Source organism: Petropleomorpha daqingensis, assembly GCF_013408985.1.
Classification (GTDB): Bacteria; Actinomycetota; Actinomycetes; order Mycobacteriales; family Geodermatophilaceae; genus Petropleomorpha; species Petropleomorpha daqingensis.
In genome coordinates this window covers 2,145,464-2,164,254 of record NZ_JACBZT010000001.1, presented here as the reverse complement: position 1 = coordinate 2,164,254, position 18,791 = coordinate 2,145,464, and the positions used below count along the sequence as shown (strand labels likewise).

General features: G+C 72.5%; 17 protein-coding genes. 8 read left to right on the top strand and 9 right to left on the bottom strand.

The annotated features are described in order from the left end of the window. The first annotated feature begins 44 nt into the window (after positions 1 to 44). The gene (locus GGQ55_RS10680) at positions 45 to 1,226 is read left to right on the top strand and encodes a glycoside hydrolase family 5 protein (protein WP_179716533.1); all 1,182 of its coding nucleotides are present in this window, start codon (positions 45 to 47) and stop codon (positions 1,224 to 1,226) included. Between the two features lie 27 nt (positions 1,227 to 1,253). Here the strand turns inward: GGQ55_RS10680 and sat are convergent, their stop codons facing one another. Both sat and GGQ55_RS10670 read right to left on the bottom strand, forming a co-directional pair. Then, entirely contained in the window at positions 1,254 to 2,468 is a 1,215-nt protein-coding gene (gene sat / locus GGQ55_RS10675; RefSeq protein ID WP_179716531.1) for a sulfate adenylyltransferase, read from the bottom strand. Beyond that, positions 2,465 to 3,811: a cation:proton antiporter gene (locus GGQ55_RS10670; RefSeq protein WP_179716529.1), complete on the bottom strand. Its 1,347-nt coding sequence runs from the start codon at positions 3,809 to 3,811 to the stop codon at positions 2,465 to 2,467. The genes sat and GGQ55_RS10670 overlap by 4 nt, the downstream gene beginning before the upstream one ends. Positions 3,812 to 4,132: 321 nt before the next feature. Between GGQ55_RS10670 and GGQ55_RS10665 the strand changes: the two genes are divergently transcribed. The 3 genes from GGQ55_RS10665 (at position 4,133) to GGQ55_RS10655 (ending at position 10,018) form a co-directional block, all read left to right on the top strand. Beyond that, positions 4,133 to 4,792 carry a histidine phosphatase family protein gene (locus GGQ55_RS10665; RefSeq protein ID WP_179716527.1) on the top strand — a complete coding sequence of 220 codons (660 nt, stop codon included), beginning with the start codon at positions 4,133 to 4,135 and terminating at the stop codon, positions 4,790 to 4,792. Between the two features lie 10 nt (positions 4,793 to 4,802). Next, positions 4,803 to 5,594: a hypothetical protein gene (locus tag GGQ55_RS10660; RefSeq protein ID WP_179716525.1), complete on the top strand. Its 792-nt coding sequence runs from the start codon at positions 4,803 to 4,805 to the stop codon at positions 5,592 to 5,594. Between the two features lie 188 nt (positions 5,595 to 5,782). Then, the gene (locus GGQ55_RS10655; protein WP_179716523.1) at positions 5,783 to 10,018 is read left to right on the top strand and encodes a PKD domain-containing protein; all 4,236 of its coding nucleotides are present in this window, start codon (positions 5,783 to 5,785) and stop codon (positions 10,016 to 10,018) included. 37 nt (positions 10,019 to 10,055) lie between these two features. On the opposite strand, the gene GGQ55_RS10650 is transcribed toward GGQ55_RS10655, so the two are convergent. The 3 genes from GGQ55_RS10650 to GGQ55_RS10640 all read right to left on the bottom strand — a co-directional run bounded on the left by GGQ55_RS10650 (position 10,056) and on the right by GGQ55_RS10640 (position 12,736). Further along, on the bottom strand, positions 10,056 to 10,790 hold the full coding sequence (locus tag GGQ55_RS10650) for a PP2C family protein-serine/threonine phosphatase (protein ID WP_281371571.1): 735 nt from the start codon (positions 10,788 to 10,790) through the stop codon (positions 10,056 to 10,058). A 161-nt stretch (positions 10,791 to 10,951) separates the two neighbouring features. Then, a complete protein-coding gene (locus GGQ55_RS10645; protein WP_179716519.1) occupies positions 10,952 to 12,139 on the bottom strand; it encodes a hypothetical protein in 1,188 nt (395 codons plus the stop codon). A gap of 195 nt (positions 12,140 to 12,334) precedes the next feature. Continuing rightward, entirely contained in the window at positions 12,335 to 12,736 is a 402-nt protein-coding gene (locus tag GGQ55_RS10640) for a DUF4190 domain-containing protein (RefSeq protein ID WP_179716517.1), read from the bottom strand. 426 nt (positions 12,737 to 13,162) lie between these two features. Between GGQ55_RS10640 and GGQ55_RS10635 the strand changes: the two genes are divergently transcribed. After that, the gene (locus tag GGQ55_RS10635; RefSeq protein WP_179716515.1) at positions 13,163 to 13,711 is read left to right on the top strand and encodes a hypothetical protein; all 549 of its coding nucleotides are present in this window, start codon (positions 13,163 to 13,165) and stop codon (positions 13,709 to 13,711) included. A 4-nt stretch (positions 13,712 to 13,715) separates the two neighbouring features. Here GGQ55_RS10635 and GGQ55_RS10630 read toward each other — a convergent pair whose 3' ends face one another. Further along, entirely contained in the window at positions 13,716 to 14,282 is a 567-nt protein-coding gene (locus GGQ55_RS10630) for a hypothetical protein (RefSeq protein ID WP_179716513.1), read from the bottom strand. A 253-nt stretch (positions 14,283 to 14,535) separates the two neighbouring features. Between GGQ55_RS10630 and GGQ55_RS10625 the strand changes: the two genes are divergently transcribed. After that, complete coding sequence (locus GGQ55_RS10625) at positions 14,536 to 15,345, top strand: hypothetical protein (RefSeq protein ID WP_179716511.1); 810 nt, start codon at positions 14,536 to 14,538, stop codon at positions 15,343 to 15,345. 7 nt (positions 15,346 to 15,352) lie between these two features. On the opposite strand, the gene GGQ55_RS10620 is transcribed toward GGQ55_RS10625, so the two are convergent. Further along, a complete protein-coding gene (locus tag GGQ55_RS10620; RefSeq protein ID WP_179716509.1) occupies positions 15,353 to 15,703 on the bottom strand; it encodes a helix-turn-helix transcriptional regulator in 351 nt (116 codons plus the stop codon). A 109-nt stretch (positions 15,704 to 15,812) separates the two neighbouring features. Here GGQ55_RS10620 and GGQ55_RS10615 point away from each other — a divergent pair, with 109 nt between their 5' ends. Continuing rightward, a complete protein-coding gene (locus GGQ55_RS10615; protein WP_179716506.1) occupies positions 15,813 to 16,571 on the top strand; it encodes a TetR/AcrR family transcriptional regulator in 759 nt (252 codons plus the stop codon). Here GGQ55_RS10615 and GGQ55_RS10610 read toward each other — a convergent pair. Beyond that, entirely contained in the window at positions 16,526 to 16,963 is a 438-nt protein-coding gene (locus GGQ55_RS10610) for a response regulator transcription factor (protein WP_179716504.1), read from the bottom strand. The genes GGQ55_RS10615 and GGQ55_RS10610 overlap by 46 nt on opposite strands. 160 nt (positions 16,964 to 17,123) lie before the next feature. On the opposite strand from GGQ55_RS10610, the gene GGQ55_RS10605 reads away from it, so the two are divergent. Beyond that, positions 17,124 to 17,936 carry a hypothetical protein gene (locus GGQ55_RS10605; RefSeq protein ID WP_179716502.1) on the top strand — a complete coding sequence of 271 codons (813 nt, stop codon included), beginning with the start codon at positions 17,124 to 17,126 and terminating at the stop codon, positions 17,934 to 17,936. On the opposite strand, the gene GGQ55_RS10600 is transcribed toward GGQ55_RS10605, so the two are convergent. Further along, a complete protein-coding gene (locus tag GGQ55_RS10600) occupies positions 17,937 to 18,758 on the bottom strand; it encodes a hypothetical protein (protein ID WP_179716500.1) in 822 nt (273 codons plus the stop codon). Positions 18,759 to 18,791: the final 33 nt, after the last annotated feature.

Sequence of the window (18,791 nt, the reverse complement as noted above, 5' to 3'; positions counted from 1 at the left end):
ATGTCTAGCCTGCGACAGCGCTCGCTGCCTGCGGAGGAGACGCGATGGCCGGCTGGAGGTGGTCGCGCCTCCGCATCGTCTACGGCACGATCCTCCTCGCATCGGGCACGCTTCTCGCTTCCGCCTGCGGGCAGGAGACCACCCGGGCGAGCTCTGCGTCCGCGGCTGAACCGATCTCGGGACTGGCGGTCCACCACGCGGAGCTCGTCGACGACGAGGGCCATCCCGTCGTGCTCCGCGGGTTCAACACGTCGGGCACCGAGTACGCATGCGTCGAGGGCTGGGGCATCTTCGACCTGCCGGGGGGCGCACCCGAGGAGGTACCCGAGGCGGTCGTGGAACGGATGTCCCGCTGGCGTGGGGCGAACACCGTCCGTGTGCCGCTGAACGAGCAGTGCTGGCTCGGCCTGGGGGTACACCCCGGGTTCGGTGGCACCGCGTACCAGCGCGCCATCGAGGGATACGTGCAGCTGCTCCGCCGGCACGGGTTCGTCGTCGTCCTCGACCTGCACCGGTCGGCACCGGCGGACGGCCGGTCGCTCGAGCAGGAGCAGATGCCCGACCGCGACCACAGCCCCGAGTTCTGGCGGCAGGTCGCGACCTCCTTCCGCGGGGACACCGGAGTCGTGTTCGACCTGTTCAACGAGCCGTGGCCGTTCGGCGAGGCCGACAGCAGGCGCGCGTGGGAGTGCTGGCGAGACGGGGGGTGCACGCTCACGTCGCAGAACACCGGGCAGCCCTACACAGCGGCGGGGATGGACGAGCTCATCGCCGCCGTCCGGTCGACTGGGGCGACCAACGTCCTGGCCGTGGGGGGCATCCACTGGGCCGAGGTGCTCGACCGGTGGCTGGAGTACCGGCCGAGGGATCCGATGGACCAGCTCGTCGCCTCGTTCCACGGCTACGCCTTCAACCGCATCTGCGCCGACGTCCGGTGTTACGACGACGTCCTGGCCGGGCTCGCCGACCGGGTTCCGCTGTACGCCGGCGAGATCGGGGCGGACGGCGCGGTGGTGGCGGGGGAAACGTGCCGCCCCGACGCCGTGGGGCGCCGTGGCTTCTCCGAGCGCCTCCTCAGCTGGCTCGACCGCCACGCGGCCAGCTGGACCGTGTGGACGTGGAACGCGTGGGGCGATTGCCTGTCCCTGGTCGCTGATGACGCAGGGGCACCCACCGGCTGGGGCCGGGAGGTGCGCGCCGCGCTGGCCGAGGGGAGCCACGACTGAGCTGAGGCGCAGGACGTCCGCCCGGTATCACCCCCGGCCGGTCGCCGACCAGGTGCGGCGCAGCTCCGCGGCCACCTCGGGCGGCGTGAACCAATCCGGCAGCTCCGCACCGTCGAAGAGGCGGCGGCGTTGCTCGGTTCCGGAGATGTGCAGACAGTGCTGTCCGGGCTCGATCTCGTCCTCGGGGATGTACCGCCGGAGCTCCTCCACGTAGACCATCCGCCGGAACGGCACGACGCCGATCCCCAGCTCCGCCTCGTGCCTGCGGACCAGCTCCTGGGCGGCGTACGGCTCGTAGAAGGGCCTGCCGCCGGCGTCGACACCGGGACCGGCGTGGTCGCGACCGACGATGAAGTGCGTCGCGCCGTGGTTCTTGCGGATGATGGCGTGCCACAGGGCCTCCCGGGGGCCGGCCATGCGCATCGCCAGAGGGAGCAGGGACAGGAGGACGCGGTCGGGCGGATAGGTCGGCAGCAGTGCCTGGTAGCACCGCACGCGCACGTACCGGTCCACGTCGCCGGGCTTGGTCACCCCCACGACGGGGTGGAGCAGGACTGCCGCGTCCAGATCCCGCGCCGCACGGATGGTCAGCTCCTGGTGGGCCCGATGCATGGGATTGCGGGTCTGGAAGGCGACCACACGCTGCCAGCCCCGCTCGCTCAGCAGGGATCGGACCTCGGCAGGGGTGTGCCGCAGGGCCCCGAAGGCCGGGTGGTGCGGTAGCCGTAGCACCTCCAGCCGGCCGGTCACGTACCAGGGATGGGTCTGGTGCAGGAGATGGTGCACGCCGGGGTGGGCGGGGTCGGTGGTGCCGAACACCGCTCTCGCCTCGGCGACACGATCGGGCTGCCATGCCTCGCGCAACCACAGCACGGCGAGTGGGGAGCCCTTGACACGCAGCACCACGGCGCCGGCTGCGCTGCCCGCATCCACCACGTTCCCCGGCAGGTCGAGGGTGACGGGGACAGGCCACAGCTCGCCGCTGGTCAGACGCATGGAGGCGCAGACCGACTCACTGTCGGCCCGGTCCAGGAAGCTGCGCAGAGGCGAGAACGCGCCCGTGGCGAGGAGTTCCAGATCGCACCGCTGACGGCGGGTGAGCTCCCACGACGGCAGCCCCTCCACCACGCGGAGCAGCTCGACGGCACGTCCCGACGGCACCAGCAGATCGACCAGCTGCCCTCCGTGCGGTGGCGGAGCCGGCCCGTCCCGCTCTTCCGCGGCCCGCGCCCGGGCACTCATCGCCGTTCCACCTGCGCCGCGGCGACGCCCGACGCCGCCTGACCGCTCCGCTGCACCGGTCCCTCGCTCGCCAGCAGCGGCCATCCCCTCCGCAGCACGAAGTCCAGCCAGGCCCCGCACGCCTGGGACGTGAGGACCGCGGTCAGGACGAGCGTCGTGAAGAACGGCGGGCTGATGATGCCCGCGTCGAGCGCCACGCTGGCCAGCACGATGCCCGGGCCGCCTCGGGCGTTGTGCGTCAGGGCGAGGTTGACGATGTCCAGACCCCGGAAGCCCGACACATGGGCGGCCAGGCCCACCGAGACGAGGACGACCGCCGTGGAACCGACCAGGAACGCGACCAGCATGACCACCGAGAACCCCCGCGTGAAGTCGAGGCGGTAGCCGACGAGCGCGAAGTAGACGGGGATGAAGACCGCCGAGGAGACGCGGCTGAGGGCGTCGAACGCGGCCCGGAAGCGCGGCTCCTCGCTGTTCGAGACGCCGCCGACCAGGCCGAACCCGGCGAGGAAGGCCGCGAAGGCGAGCGTGACGTCCAGGACGGCGGCCACGCAGACGTAGCCGAGGAAGACGACCATGAGCCAGGCGATCGGGGACCCGCTGGCCAGGACGTTCCACCGGGCACGGCTCAGGCGGCGGAGCAGCAGCGGGAGCACGGTCATGGCCAGCGCCACGTACAGGACGTTCGTCCCGACGTGCAGCGCCACTCGTCCGGCCAGTCCGGCTCCGGGCGCACCACCGGTCGCAGAGGCGAGGGCTGTGGCGACGGCGAGGAACCCCCACAGGACGATGTCCTCGAGGACGGCGACGCCCAGCATGAGGCCGGCGAAACGGGTGTGCAGGATCCCGAGGTCGTGGAAGATCTTGGTGATCACCGGGATGGATGTCACGGCCGCGGCGATGGCGAACACGAGCACGACCGCCGGTCGGTTCCCCGCCTCACCCATGAACCGGTGGAGCGGCAGCAGCGGCGCGACGCCCAGGGCCACGAGGAACGGCAGCGCCGTCCCCAGGCCGAGCATCCACGCGGTCGGCTTCCTGTTCTCCCTGGTGAGCACGTTGCGCACCCCGGCGCCCGAGACGAACATCAGCAGCAGCAGCCCCAGCTGGTAGAGGAAGCCCAGGACCACCGTGGAGGCGTCCTCCCCACCGGAGCCGAAGATCGCCGCGGCCGCTCCCGGCGCCAGCAACCCGAGCAGGGACGGGCCGAGCAGGACACCGGCGAGGATCTCCCCCACGACCCGCGGCTGGCGGAGGCGCACCGCGACCTGACCGAGCAGGTTGGCTCCCGCCAGCAACAGCAGCAGGGCGAGAGCCAGCGACCCCAGGGCTTCAGTCGACATGCTGCCCCCTGTCGATTTCAGCATCCCGGGCAACCGTCCGGAATGGGACCGCGGCCCGTCAACATAGCCGCAAGAAGGGGCCGCGAGGCAGGGTTCTGCGACCTATTGTCCCGGTGCACGCGGAAAGCGCTCGCCGCCCATCCGGATGCGAGACCGCCGCGTCGCCAGAAATGATCCCTCCCGGACGCACAAAAGGCTCCTGACCGGGTTCCCACGACGCGGATCTGCGCCTAATCTGCCCGACACTCCGTTCGATGGATTGCCATTCACCGAGCGCAGCGGAGCAATGACGGATCGTGCTGCGGGCCACTGAGGAGTGCCGTGACCATCTCCGAGCAACCGCTGACCGCAGCGCGGCCCGCGACGACGACCACCGCGTGCCGGCTGTTCGTCGTCCGCCACGGGACGACGACCATGAACGTCGAGAACCGGTACCGAGGACGCCGCGACGTGCCGCTGGACGCCCAGGGCTACCAGGACGCAGTCGACGCAGCCCGGCAGCTGTCGGACGTGGGACTCAGCGCCGTCTACTGCGGGCCCTTGCGACGAACGATCGCCACAGCGCAGATCATCGCCGACGAGGCGAGGATCCCTGACCTGCGCATCCTGCACGGGCTGAACAACGTGGACTACGGCGTCTGGGAGGGGATGACCGCCGGCGAGGCGGCCGTCTACGACCCCGCCGCCTTCGACCTCTACCGCACATCCCCCAGCCGGGCGGCGTGCCCGATGGGCGAGCGGCTCCAGGATGCGCAGGAGCGCATGGTGGGAGCGCTGCAGCTGATCGGCGGCCGGCACGCCGGTGAGACGGTCGTGGCGGTGAGCCACGCGGTGATGATCCGTCTGGCGGTGTCGCGGCTCACCGGGGTCGAGGGCGAGGAGTGGCGCATCCCGGTGGGGCGCGGCTCCCTCACCCAGTTCTGGGTCGAGGACGGCGCGATCACGCTGGCCGAGCTGCCCCAAGGCGACGACGTGGATTGACGGAGCTCCCGTGAACCCCCCTCCTGCGCTCGGTCGGGCTCGCCACCTGACGCGCACCTGGTTGAGCGAGCAGCCGGCCCTCTACCTGCCGCTGGCGCGACGCCGCTATCCGGGGCCGAGCCCGCAGGTCGTAGGGGTGGACACGGAGCTGGTCATCGACGCCTACACGCGTGCAGCGAGCACCCACATGGTCTACGCGTTCCAGCTCGCGCAGCCGCGGCCGGTCCGCCTGGCCCACCACTTGCACGCGCCGGCGCAGGTCATCGCGGCCACGCGACGGGCACTGCCCACGCTCGTCCTGGTCCGCGAGCCGGACGGGACAGCGCTCTCCCAGGCCGCACGAGAGCCGCACGTGACGGTTCGCGACGCGCTCCTGGCGCACGCCCGCTACCACGAACGCCTCCTGCCCTACCGCGACTCGGTCGTGGTGGCCGACTTCGACGAGGTGACCAGGGACCCACGCGCAGCGGTGCAGCGGATCAACGACCGCTTCGGCACCACCTTCGCCCTCCCGGCCGAGGACGAACCGCTCGTGGCCGAGCTGATCGGGCTACGCCCCACGCACTGGCCGACGCTGCTGGCGTTCGAGTCCGGGCAGGTCCCGAAGCAGGAGCTTCTCCGCGCCCTCTCCGATCCCACCACCCGTCCCGCGCCGCCTGAGGACTCAGAGGCGTGGCTTCCCTCGGAGAGGCGCCGGCAGGCCAAGGAGGCGCTGCGGGCGGACCTGCACCGGCCGGAACTGGTGCCGCTGCGCACCCGGGCGCGGGCCGCGTACCGGGCGTTCCTCGGAGGCGATGAGTGAACGGGCGAGCCCGTTCCCGAGCCCGGTCGCCTCCGCAACCGGCCAACCCTGCCGCGCGCCGCCCGCGACGAGCCGACGCCGGTGAAGCCGTTCCGCAGCCATGCCCGTCCAGCAGACCCCCAGCGTGTCGCCACACCTCGGGGCTGCTCTCGCAATCCGCCCCGCACCGAAGGTTCAGGGGAGCACCCGTGGTCACCGATTCGCCGTCGTACCGGGCACGCACGTCGTCCCACCGCGTGCGCAATGCCGCGTTCTGGGTGCTCACCTGCGCCGCCGTCGTGTTCGCGTTCCTCCCTGCCGTGTCCGCTCCCGCCGCCGGGCCGACCGTGGTGTCGTTGACCTTCAACGACGGGCATGTCAGCCAGTTCTCCTACGCCCGCCCGGTCCTGCAGGCCCACCAGATGACGGCCACCTTCTACGTGGCCAGCGGCTGGGTGACGGCCGGCTCGAACAGCAGCATGTCGTGGGGGCAGGTGCGGACCCTCTACCGCGACGGGGACGAGATCGGTGGCATGGGCACCGATCACCGGAACCTCACCACGATCGACGCGGCGACCCAGCAGACCCAGGTCTGCGGTGACCGCCAGACGCTGATCACCCAAGGCGTGGATCCGCAGACGTTCGCCTACCCGGGTGCAGGTGTGAACGCGACGGCCGAGGCCACGGTGCAGGGCTGCGGATACCTGGCAGCCCGGACCATCGGCGGCCTGGCCCAGCCCACCGCCACGACGGGGCCCTGGGCCGAGCCCATCCCGCCCACGGACCGCTACGCGATCCGGACCGCCTTCGTGCCGACCGGCGCCATCACGCTGGCGCAGCTGCAGGCGGACGTGAACCAGGCGGCCGCGAAGGGCGGCGGCTGGCTGCCCATCTCGTTCAACCAGGTCTGCCACGCCGGAACGTCGACCTACAGCACGTGCATGGCCTCGTCCAAGCCGATCGACGACGCCGTCCTCTCCCAGTTCCTCGACTGGCTGCAGAGCGGCGCGCCCGCCGGGACGACGGTCCGGACCGTGCGCGACGTCATGGGCGCTCCCGCTCCTCCTCCGCTGCCGCTGGACCCGACGGTCGTCTCGCTGACCTTCAACGATGCCTACAAGAGCCAGTACACCTACGCGCGCCCGCTGCTGAACGCCCACAACCTCCGTGGCACTTTCTACGAACCGAGCGGATGGATCGACCAGGGCGGGTCCCAGATCCTGGCCTGGTGGCAGCTCGACGACCTCTACCGGGACGGCAACGAGATCGGCGGCATGGGGGTCAACCACAAGGACCTCACCACGCTCGACGCGGCGACGCAGCAGCAGGAGGTCTGCAACGACCGGCAGCGACTGACCCAGCAGGGGTACGACCCGCAGACCTTCGCGTACCCGGCCGGCGCCTTCAACGTCACGACCAAGAGCACCGTGTCCGGTTGCGGGTACCAGGCCGCGCGCGCCTCCGGTGGGCTGTCGGCCAGCGGCCCGACCTACGCCGAGACGCTGCCGCCCAAGGACGCCCTGGCCATCCGGACCGTGACCACCTCCTCGCCGATCACCCTGGCGGATCTCCAGAACGCGGTGAATGCCGCGGCCGGCAACGGGGGCGGCTGGGTGCCGCTGACCTTCAACCAGGTCTGCAGGTCCAGCGACGCCGGCTACTCGACCTGCATGGCTTCCTCGCGGCCGATCGACGAGCAGGTGTTCTCCAGCTTCCTGGCGTGGTTGGACGGCGGCGGGGCGCCGGCGGGAACGACCGTGAAGACCGTGCGCGACGCCATGGGGATCACCGCGCAGCCCCCTCTGGCCAACCGCCCCACGACGGTTTCCCTGACCTTCGACGACGGTCTCGTGTCGCAGAACCTCGTGCCACCCGTGCTGGCCTCGCACGGCTACCACGGCAGTTTCTTCATCAACACCGGCCCCGTGGAGCGGGGCGAGCCGGGGACCATGACGTGGGCGCAGATCGCCGCGCTGCAGGCTGCGGGCCACGACGTCGGCGGTCACACCATCGATCACGTCAACCTGAAGACGACGACGGACTACGACACGAAGTACCACCAGGTCTGCGATGACCGCGCTGACCTCATCCAGCACGGCTTCAACCCGGTGTCCTTCGCCTACCCCGAGGCCGCCTTCGATGCCACGGCCGAGGAGATCGTGCGACTGTGCGGCTACCAGACCGGCCGCACCGGAGGGAGCGTGTCGCCCACCGGCCCGCTGTACGCCGAGACGATCCCGCCTCGCGACCCCTACGCCACACGCGTCCTCGGGACGACGTACGACGGGCCCATCACGCTGGCGTCACTCCAGGACGCGGTCAGCGCGGCGTCCTCGCACGGCGGAGGATGGCTGCAGACGCTCTTCCACCAGGTCTGCCAGAACGGGACGAGCGGCTTCGACACCTGCATGGCCGGCTACCGACCGGTGGACCTCGCAACGCTCCAGGCGTTCGTGGACTGGCTGGCGAACGGCGCCCCCTCCGGGGTCTCCGTCAAGAGCGTCGCCGAGGTCATGGGTGTCGCGCCGCTCGTGACCATCGCGACCCCTGCCTCCGGAGCCACGGTCGGCGGGACCACCCAGTTCAGTGGCACTGCGGATCCCTCAGGAGGCAACGTCTCTGTCACCGTGTACAGCGGGAGCTACCCGAAGGGCATCGCGGTGGCCACGGCCACAGCCGCCACTACCGGGGGCAGCTGGTCGGCAACCCTGTCGAGCGCGCTCGCTTCGGGCACGTACACCGTCAGCGCGGCCCAGACGAGAGGCGGCCTCACCGGCGTCAGCGTTCCGACGACGTTCACGGTGGACTCGTCCATCGGCGCCCCGACCGCCGCCTTCACCGTCGACAAGACCAGCGGCACCGCCCCGCTGGCCGTCCAGTTCACCGACACCTCCACCGGCGGCCCCACCAGCTGGGCCTGGGACTTCGGCGACACCACCAGCGCCACCACCCAGAACCCCGCGCACACCTACACCACCCCGGGCACCTACCAGGTCACCCTCACCGCCACCAACACCACCGGCAGCACCACCTCGGCGGCCACCACCATCACCGTCAGCTCCGCACCGGTCGCCCCGACCGCCGCCTTCACCGTCGACAAGACCAGCGGCACCGCCCCGCTGGCCGTCCAGTTCACCGACACCTCCACCGGCGGCCCCACCAGCTGGGCCTGGGACTTCGGCGACACCACCAGCGCCACCACCCAGAACCCCGCGCACACCTACACCACCCCGGGCACCTACCAGGTCACCCTCACCGCCACCAACACCACCGGCAGCACCACCTCGGCGGCCACCACCATCACCGTCAGCTCCGCACCGGTCGCCCCGACCGCCACCTTCACCGTCGACAAGACCAGCGGCACCGCCCCGCTGGCCGTCCAGTTCACCGACACCTCCACCGGCGGCCCCACCAGCTGGGCCTGGGACTTCGGCGACACCACCAGCGCCACCACCCAGAACCCCGCGCACACCTACACCACCCCGGGCACCTACCAGGTCACCCTCACCGCCACCAACACCACCGGCAGCACCACCTCGGCGGCCACCACCATCACCGTCAGCCCCGCACCGGTCGCCCCGACCGCCACCTTCACCGTCGACAAGACCAGCGGCACCGCCCCCCTGGCCGTCCAGTTCACCGACACCTCCACCGGCACCCCCACCAGCTGGGCCTGGGACTTCGGCGACACCACCAGCGCCACCACCCAGAACCCCGCGCACACCTACACCACCCCGGGCACCTACCAGGTCACCCTCACCGCCACCAACACCACCGGCAGCACCACCTCGGCGGCCACCACCATCACCGTCACCAAGGCACCGATCCAGGCGCGGTCGTCCAGCACGGCGTCCGGCTCGAACACCACCGTGGCGGTCCCGCGACCCGCCGGCGTGGTCACCGGCGACGTGCTGGTCGTGGAGATCACATCGGAGCAGAACCCGACCATGACCGCTGTTCCCGCCGGGTGGACGGCGGTCACCGCGGCGCCGCTCACGGTGGGGACGACTGCGCGCGTGTGGTCCTACGTCCACGTGGTCACGAACGCGGCCACCGACCCGGCGAGCTACACCTGGACGCTGTCGGCGCGGCTCAAGTGGGCGGCGACGATGACGGCGTTCTCCGGGGTCGACAACGCCAACCCCATCGATGTCCCGGCCACCAGCGCGACGACCACCACCGCGGCGACGACGCTCACGGTCCCCGGCGTCTCCACGGTCACTGCGGGCGCGATGCTCGTGAGCGGACTCGGGCTCTCCGCGAACGGCATCACGGCCTCCGGTCCGGCCGGCTGGACGATCGCCGCACAGACGACCGGCACCCAGAAGACCGGTCTCGCCTACCGGTTGACGGGCGCCGCTGCGGCGAGCGGGAACCTCACCTGGTCGCTGTCCAAGGCGACAACCGCCGGCGGCTGGCTGGTCGCCCTCCGTCCGGCCCCCTGATGGTGATGGGAACCGGCGCGGCCGGTTCCCATCACCATCAGCCGGCGGTCGAAGAGACGCTGACGACCACCACCGTCACGTTGTCCTGGGCGACCGCCGGATCGGCCTCCGCGACGAGCCGGTCCGCGAGGGACTGGTCGTCGGCATCGCCCCTGAGCAGTTCGCCGATGCGCGCGTCGAGCACCTCGCCGGTCAGGCCGTCGGAGCACATGAGGAAGCGCTGTCCCGGCACCACGGGGAGAAAGGCGAAATCCGCCCCACCACGGTCACCGAACCCCAGCGCCTTCGTGATCATGTGTCGCTGCGGATGGGTGAGGGCCCGCTCCTCGGTGATCGCGCCGGCGTCGACGAGCGCCTGGACGACCGAGTGGTCGGTGCTGATGCGCTCGAGTCCCTTCTCCGAGCAGCCGTAGATCCGTGAGTCCCCGACGTGGAAGGCCAGCCAGCACAACTCACCGTCATGCTCGGTCAGCGCCAGCCCCGCGACGGTCGTCCCGGGCCGGCTGAGCGGATCGACGTCCGCCCCCATCGCCATGATGTCCTTGTCGGCCTGCTCCAGCGCAGTCCGGATGGCCTCCATGGTGACCGTCGGGCCCTGAGCGATCTCGGCGAGCCGCTGCACGGCCAGCTCACTGGCCTGCGCGCCGCCGACGTGACCGCCCATCCCGTCGGCCACGGCGAAGATCGGCGGTGCCGCCAGGTGGCTGTCCTGGTTCTCGGCGCGGCGGCCCGGATCGGTCGCGGCTCCCCAGCTGAGCTCGGGTAGGTCCATCGGCGCTCCTGTCCACGTCGTCCCGCCACGACACCTCCATCGCCCCCCGTGGGCGAGCGCACGTGAGCGTAAGGGTTCAAGGTCCACTGCGGCGCGGTCGGCCTGCCGCATCGCGGGCGACGTGGACCTCGGCGACGAGGACGGTCAGCGTGCGGTGACCCCTACCGCGGGCAGCCCTTGACCCGGTCGCACTGGTACTGGTTGCCCGCGCCGTTGGCGAAGTCGGCGGTCAGCCAGGTGTGGGCGGTCAGGTGGCCCTGCACCTCGGCGATGTACCGGTCGGCGTCCGCGGAGTGCCAGTCGCCGGAGAACCAGGACCCCACGCAGCCGTTGACGTCGCCCGGGCCGCCCAGCCACGAGACCCAGCCCTCGAGGCAGCCGCGCAGGTAGGACGCCTCGTAGTCGAGGGCGAAGGCGGTGCTGTCCCGGTTGAAGGGGAAGGTCCCGTTCTGGTTGCCGGCGTAGGGCGCACCGGGTGCCTGCCAGGCCGGGTCGTCCCACGACTTGATCCCGATGATCGAGAACGTCTGCGGGCACAGCCCCGCGGCCGGGGCGTACGGGTAGGCGCCGGTCGTGCTGTTGGTGTCGCGCTGGTAGTCGTGGCCGAACCCGGCCAGCCCCGCGCAGTAGGTGCCCGAGGCGGCGGTGGACCGGGGGAACGCGTCACCGCAGCCGCGGTTCCAGTAGCACTGCCCGTCGGCGAAGTGCAGGCCCTGGTACCAGGTGGACTCGGTCACCGCCTGGGCGCGGAGCAGGTTGTCGGAGATGCCCCACTTGCAGGCCGCCCACTGGATGATCTCGTCGGTCGTCCCGGTGAACTGGCCGTCGACCCGCGGGAGCAGCCAGGAGTCCCACTGCGGGGCGTAGGAGTCGCCGCGGGGCCGGGCGGCCAGCGAGGCGTGCACCGCCTGCGGATCCGGCGTCGCGTGGTTCTGCGCCGCGTTCTCCGGCCGCGGCTCCCAGGTCGAGCGGGTGACCCGCTGGGCGCAGGTGGTCCCGCTGGGCAGCGTCGACCACGAGCCCGCGGCTGCGGTCGCGAAGTACCCGTCGGCCCGCGGGGGCGCGCTGTTCGCCGATCCGCCGGTGCTGCCCGACGAGGTGGAGGTCGGGGCGCTGGTGGTGGTCGTCGTGGGTGCCGGTGCGCTCGTCGTCGTGGACGGCGCCGGCGGCGTGGGGGTTGCGGTCGCCGTCGGGGACGGGCTGGTCGTGGTCGGGGTGGGCTTGCCCGGCTTCGCGGGCTTGCGCGAGGCCGCCGAGGACCAGTCGGCGTCGGCGGCGTGGCCGGAGACGACGGCGACGCCGGTCACCACGGCGGTGAGGCAGAGCAGGGCGAGGAGGAGTCGCTTCACGAGAACACCAGACGTGACGGAATCGTTACGCAAGGCACCGTAAGCGCTCTGTATCCGTACCCCTACGGACGGTTCCGTCCGCGGCTCAGGAGCCCCACCCGCCCCAGCCGGAGGACGACGACGGGCCGGAACCCGGGCGGCTCGCCGGCCCCGGTTCCGGCCCGTCGTGCCGCGCCGCGATGCGGCGCGGACGCGTCAGTAGGTGTTGATCGACGAGGCCACGGAGAACACGAAGGCCAGGAGGAGGACGAAGGCCAGGACGGCGAGGATGCCGCAGACCAGGCCGGCGATCGCCAGGCCGGTGCTCGTGCCGCGCTTCTTGCCCTGCGAGATGGCGATGCCGCTCAGCACGATGCCGACGACGCCGAGCAGCATCCCGAACCACGGCACCCAGCAGAGGATCAGGCCGACGAGACCGCAGACGAAGCCGGCGATGCCGAGGCCGTTGCCCTGCGCCTGGGCCTGCGGGGCGGGGTAGCCGTACGGCTGGGCCACGGGCGCGCCGTAGGGCTGGGGCGCGGGGGCCTGGTAGCCCTGCGGCGCCGGCGGCTGCTGCGGGTTCTGCGGGTAGGACGAGTCGTACTGCTCGGTGGTCATGCGGGTCCCCGTTCGGGTTCGGTCGTCGGCGGTGTCCGACGTTTCCGGCGCAGCGTCGTGACGGACGTCGCCGTCCGCAAGGGGACGCACCACGGGAGACCGCGCCGCAGTCCAATCCGGGCACATCCGTCCCAGTGGGCAACCCGCTGTCACCTCGGCGAGGTACGCCGACCGAGTTGCCGGGGACTGCCCGCCCGGCGACGCTGATCCTCGACGAGCCGGGAGTGCAGCAGCCGCCCCGGCGTATCGGCGGGTCCCCGATCCGGACCCCATCTCTTCCCGGTGCGCCCGTACGACCCTGACCCCGTCGTCGGAACTCGTGCTCAGGCGGCTGCCTCGGGCACAGCCGTCCCACCGTTCACGCCGATCGCACGGACCGGACCGCTCCTTCCCTACCGTGGGCGCAGCAGCGGGAAGGAGACCGGCGTGGCCACCATCGGAGTGACCGGACGGCACCGCTCGCTGCGCCTGTCCCGCACCTCCGAGGTCCGCCGGGCGTGGCTCGCTCCGCTGCTGGCCCTGGTCGCCATCGGCCTGCTGCCGGTCCTCGGCCGCTCCCTCGTCTGGCTCGGCACGACCGCCACCGAGGCCCCGGCGCACGAGGCGACGGTCTCCGCGCCGGCGAGCGCACCGGCTGCGCCCTCCGCGGTCGCGACCCCGTCGGCGACGCCGTCCGCGGTCGTGTCCGCCCCGACGGCGTCGACGTCGTCCGCGGCGCCGTCGCACCCGGCCCGCGCGGCCGCTCCGGCGCGCAGCTCGGCGCCGTCGTCGGTCGCGGTCGCGCCGCCGGTGGTCGTCGTCCCGACGCACGCGGACCCCGACCCGGTGGCCGCCCCGACCCCGGACGCTCCGCCCCAGGACCCGGCGACCGACGTCGGATCGTCCGGCTCCGGCGACACGACCACCGGCGACCCCGGCTCGGACCCTCCGGCGTCCGAGTGCACGACCGACTGCGAGATCGTTCCCGCCCCCTGAGGAGTCAGGGCGTCGGCGTCTCCTCACCGGGGAGGTCCACCGGCGGTTCCGGGAACGGCGGGAACGGCTCGGTGGTCTCCGTCGGCTCGCTCGACCCGCTCGGCGTCGTCGGCTCGTCCGTCGTGGTCGGCGCGGGCTCCGTCGTCGGGGTGGCCGTCGGGGCGCCGTCGTCCGTGCCCGGGCTCGGGGCGGGCCGGGACGACGACGAACCACCGGGGGCCGTCGTCCCCGCGGCGACCTCGGGCTGCGTCGTCTCCGGAGTCGTCGTCGTGGTCGTGGTCGTGGGCCTGCGCTCGGGAGGCGTCGACGTCTCGCGCTCGGCCGTCGGCCCCTCGGTCGTCGCGGTGGCCCAGCCGTCCGCGATGTCCGACCGGGTGCGCTCGGCCGACGAGCCGGACGCGGCGCTCGTCGCGGTGCCGATCGACGCGCTCGTGGTGCGCTCGACCGGCACCACCGGCCCGGACGACACGACGACGGCGGTCAGGACGGCGGCGCCCAGCACCGCGTTGCCACCGGCCACGGTCCACCAGAGCCGGCGCCGGGACCGCCGGACGGCGTGCCGAGGACTCATCTGCGGGCTCCCTGCTCGACCCGTCCCCAGCGGTGCACCACGACCCCCGAAACGCGCGTGCGACGATGACTTGAGAGTTTCAACCTTGTCATTCACGAGCGGTCTGCGGAAGAGGTTCCCTGACCCTCTGCGACCGGCCGATCACCCATCGGCCGGGTGCACGCCCGTGGCACCTGTGACGGGCGTGCCGCGCTGGATCCGACACGACCCTGTATCACGCCCGCCCGACGGGGCCGCTCCTAGTCTCCGACGCATGCCCTGTCCTTCCTGCGGGGCGACGGAGACGCGCAGCCGGATGATGCCGGGGTTCTGGCGCTGCGACGCCGTCGTCGAGATCAAGCCGCTGGTCTCCGCACCTGCCGTCGCCGGCCCCTCGGCCCCTGCCACCGCGGAGCGCCCGCGCACCCGGCGGTGCGGCACCGTCTACCCGTACTCGCCCGCCGAGGACGGCGTCACCTGCCGCTGCGGGCTGCCGTCGGTCGGCGAGTGCTCCGAGTGCGACCGCGCGGTCTGCGAGGAGCACTCCGACCTCTGGCGCGGGTGGCGGGTCTGCGACCGCGACCTGGCCAAGGCGCGGATGCGCTCGCGGGCCGCCGCCATCGAGGAGGAGCGGCAGGCCCAGGCCGCCGCGGCCGCCGCCGAGGCCGAGCGGCTGCGCCAGCGTTCCACGGTGCTCGAGCTCTCCGACGAGGAGGCGCTCTGGCTGCTCTACGTGCCGGAGCCGCGCACCGAGCAGGAGATCCGCTCCGCCGTCCGCGTGCTGCAGCGCGTGCCGGCCGACGAGTTCACCGCGCTGTGCATCTACGTGCTCGACCACAGCGCGCCGAGCACCAAGAGCCGGCAGCGCGGGCTGCGCCGGGTCGAGGGCTGGCCGTTCGCGGGCCCGGACTACCACGACCGCTCGTGGTTCCTGACCCGCAAGGGCGACTGGTACCGCACCGGCTCCTACGGCACGACCGACGCCGGCAAGGCCACCAAGGTGCGCCGCCTCGACGACACCGAGAAGCGGGCGATCATCTACGAGATGTCCTGGCAGCAGTCGATCGACAGCGGCGTCGCCTGAGCCGGTCTCAGGACGGCGGCGGGACCAGGCCGTCCTCGACCGCCCGCACGTAGAGGTCACGGCGGGTGGGCGCGGGACGTCCCACCGTCCGGTACTTGACCCGGAGCCGCCGGAGGTGGGTCTTGAGCGTCTCCTCGTCCATGCCCAGCCGCCGGGCCACCACGGGCAGCAGGTCGTTGCAGGAGGCGTAGGCGATCAGCACGTCCCGCTGCCGGGGCGACAGCTGGGGGTCCGCCGCGGGCACCGGTTCGGTTCCGCCCGTCACCTCGATCCCGGGTTCGCCGGCCAGGATCCGCGCGAGACGACGCCACTGCTGCGGGTCGGCGCGGACGATGCGGACCCTCAGAGCGTCGGTCAACCGTGCCCCCGTAGCAGCAGCTATGCATAGCGCGCGCTATGCGTGCGACCGATCGTGACAGCCGTCACGTCTCGTCGTCAAGCGCGGCCGGGTGGGCGAGAGTTCCTCCATGAGCGACGACGCCGCGGCCCGACCGCCGGTCGGCCGCAAGGCCGAGGCCAGCGCCGAGACGCGGGCGACCCTGCTGGAGGCCGGGGCGGCCCTGCTGCGGGAGCAACCCGTCGGCGACGTGCTCAGCCAGGTGACGGCGCGGGCGGTCGTGGAGCGCGTCGGCCGGACGACGGGGGCGTTCTTCCACCAGTGGCCCACCCTCGAGGCCTACCACCGCGACCTCGTGGCGTACGTGCTCGACCCGGTGCGCATCGAGAGCACCGCGGAGGCGGTCGCCTTCATCACGGCCGCGCTGCGCAGCGGCCAGGAGCCCGCGACCGTGCTGCACCTCGCCGCGCGGGGCAACTTCGAGAGCGTGCGGGCCGACCCCTACGCCCAGCTGTGGCAGGCGCTGTGGTCGAAGCACAGCCAGGACGAGCAGGTGCACGCCTCGCTCCGGCAGAACTTCGACTGGGTGACCGATCAGGTGGTGCCGCTGCTCGAGGCCTGCCTGGCCGCCGCGGGCCGTCAGATGCAGCCGCCGTTCACCGTCGACAGCTTCGCCGTCGTGATCACCGCGCTGGTGCAGGGCCTCAACCTGCGCTGGGCGATCGAGCCGGAGAGGGTGCCGGTCAAGCCGCTGTCGGAACGACCGGACGCGCCCGAGGCGCAGACGTCGTGGGACCTGTTCGGCACGACCGTGGAGATCCTGTTCCGGACCATCACGACGCCTCAGGACGGCGGCGGCAGCAGCCCGTCCTCGACCGCCCGCACGTAGAGATCGCGCCGGGTGGGCGCCGGCCGGCCGACCTCGCGGTACTTGACCCGGATCCGGCGCAGGTGCGTCTTGAGCGTCTCCTGGTCCATCCCCAGCGAGCGCGCGACCGCGGGCATCAGCTGGTTGCCGGCGGCGTAGGCGATCAGGACGTCCCGCTGCCGGGCGGAGAGCTTCGGCCGGCGCAGGGCCGGTTCGGCGCTGACGATCGCCAGCTCGTCGTCGTCGTACCCCAGCACCTCGAGGGCCTCGGAGGACTCCAGCCAGCCCACCACCTCGACGCCCGCGACCCCGGCCAGCAGCCGCGCCAGACGGCGGCGCTTGTCCGGATCGGCGCCGACGACCAGCACCCGGAGCGGCTCTGCGCCCTCCCCCTGATCGCCGCCGATGGACACGGCGCTCACTGAATCGCCGGGCCGAACCGGCAGCAAGCGGGCACCCGGCCGCCGGGACCGCAAACTGGGCGCAGCCGGCGCAGGTTGACCGCAACGAAACGCTGACCTGCCGGTACTTGAATGCGTTAGGTTCGCGGCCAGTTCCGATACGGGGGGTTCGATGACGGAGACGGCGGCCGGCCGGGACGTGCCCAAGACGGCGGTACCGGTCGATCCCTTCGTGACGCAGATCGGCTGGCTCGTGGCCACCGCCGGGGGCAAGGAGCAGCTCGTCCAGCGCTGCGGTGGGCTGGTCAGCGAGCGGACCCTCGACAACTGGACGGCCGGCAGCTATCCGCGCACGAAGGTCACCGGCGCCGTCCGCGACCTCGACGCCTGGGCCCGCCAGGCGATGCCCGGCTACCCGGACGCGGCCGGTGCCCCCTCGCTCATCGAGGCCTGCGGCCCCTACCGCAGCGCACCGGCCGTTCCCGAGCCTGCGGTCGACGCGGAGGAGGGCTCGCCCGAGCGGCGGCCGCGTCGGCTGCGCTGGGTGCTGGGGGCGGCCGCGGCGGTCGTCGTCCTGATCGCCGCCGTCGTGACGACGGTGGTCGTCGTCCGGCACAACGACGCGGAGGCCGCGAAGGCCGCGGCGGCGGCCGCCGCCCGCAGCGCGGCGAACGTGCCGCTGCCGAGCACCGGCGACGGCACGTCCCGCACCGAGCTGACCGGCAGCATCGGCGCCAAGACCTTCGCCGATCCGCGCACCCTCACCGCCGGTGGCGCCGCGATCCCGGCGAACACCGAGATCCAGGTCCGCTGCCGGTACTACGCGCCCAGCGTGCCGAGCGTGACGCCCGACGGGTTCTGGTACCTGATCGAGAGCGAGCAGTGGAACGGCCTCTGGACGCCGGCCAACTCCTTCATGAACGGGGACGTCCCGGGCGGGCCGTACACCCACAACACCGACTTCGACGTCCCGATCTGCACATGATCAGTCGTGCGGCGGGGTCAGCTGCCGCGCCGTGCACTGGTCGGCCAGCACGTCGGCCGGCAGGCCCGGGAAGGTCGCCGAGCACCACCGCGTGACGTCGTCCTGGCTCGCGAAGCCGGCGTCGGCGAGCGTCGTCCAGTACGGCGATCCGTCCGCGGCCGTCGAGCGTTTGCCGAAGTCGGTGCCCCAGAGCAGGTAGAGAGTGGCCGAGCTGCCGACCGTCGCGTTGATGTTCTGCAGCTCGGCGAGGATGTCGGCGGCGTAGAAGGTGTGCGTCCCGTTCGCCGCCGTCTGCAGCGGGTCGGTGATGCCCACGCTCTTGCTCGACAGCTGCGCCACCCAGCGCCCGTCGAGCGGCACCTGCGGTACGGACTGGTCGCGCAGCGAGGTCAGCTCGTTCAGCGCCGCCTGCTCGGCATCGGGCGCCGGGCCTGGGGCGGTGGTGGGTTCGCCGGGTTGCAGCGTCTTGCCCCCCGCCTCCGGTGACCCTGCCGACGCGCTGCCGGCCGAGGCGCTGCCGGCCGACGCGCTGCCCGCCGAGGCCGGGTTGTCGGTCGCGGTCGTGGCGCTGTCGGTCGGCGTCGCCGTCGACATCCGCTGCCAGATGAACCAGCCGGCTCCGCCCACGGCCAGCAGGACGACGACCACCACCGCGACGACCACGCCGGTGTTCCAGCCGCGCTTCGGCGGCCCGGGGTCGAACGGCGGCTGAGGCGGCGGGGGCTGGGGCGGCGGCCCCCAGTGGAGCGGCGTCTCCGGCCAGGTGGGCTGCCGCGGCAGCGGGATCGGTCCCGAGGGGTGCGCCGGGTCCTGCTGCCCCACAGGTGGCTGGTACGGATTCACGTCGTTCCCCCG

Bases quoted from the DNA above. Each gene is read 5' to 3' on its own strand.
- GGQ55_RS10615 (WP_179716506.1), top strand. From the start codon at position 15,813: ATGAGCGACGACGCCGCGGCCCGACCGCCGGTCGGCCGCAAGGCCGAG.
- GGQ55_RS10680 (WP_179716533.1), top strand. From the start codon at position 45: ATGGCCGGCTGGAGGTGGTCGCGCCTCCGCATCGTCTACGGCACGATC.
- GGQ55_RS10650 (WP_281371571.1), bottom strand. From the start codon at position 10,790: ATGGACCTACCCGAGCTCAGCTGGGGAGCCGCGACCGATCCGGGCCGC.
- GGQ55_RS10670 (WP_179716529.1), bottom strand. From the start codon at position 3,811: ATGTCGACTGAAGCCCTGGGGTCGCTGGCTCTCGCCCTGCTGCTGTTG.
- sat (WP_179716531.1), bottom strand. From the start codon at position 2,468: ATGAGTGCCCGGGCGCGGGCCGCGGAAGAGCGGGACGGGCCGGCTCCG.
- GGQ55_RS10640 (WP_179716517.1), bottom strand. From the start codon at position 12,736: ATGACCACCGAGCAGTACGACTCGTCCTACCCGCAGAACCCGCAGCAG.
- GGQ55_RS10630 (WP_179716513.1), bottom strand. From the start codon at position 14,282: ATGAGTCCTCGGCACGCCGTCCGGCGGTCCCGGCGCCGGCTCTGGTGG.
- GGQ55_RS10625 (WP_179716511.1), top strand. From the start codon at position 14,536: ATGCCCTGTCCTTCCTGCGGGGCGACGGAGACGCGCAGCCGGATGATG.
- GGQ55_RS10605 (WP_179716502.1), top strand. From the start codon at position 17,124: ATGACGGAGACGGCGGCCGGCCGGGACGTGCCCAAGACGGCGGTACCG.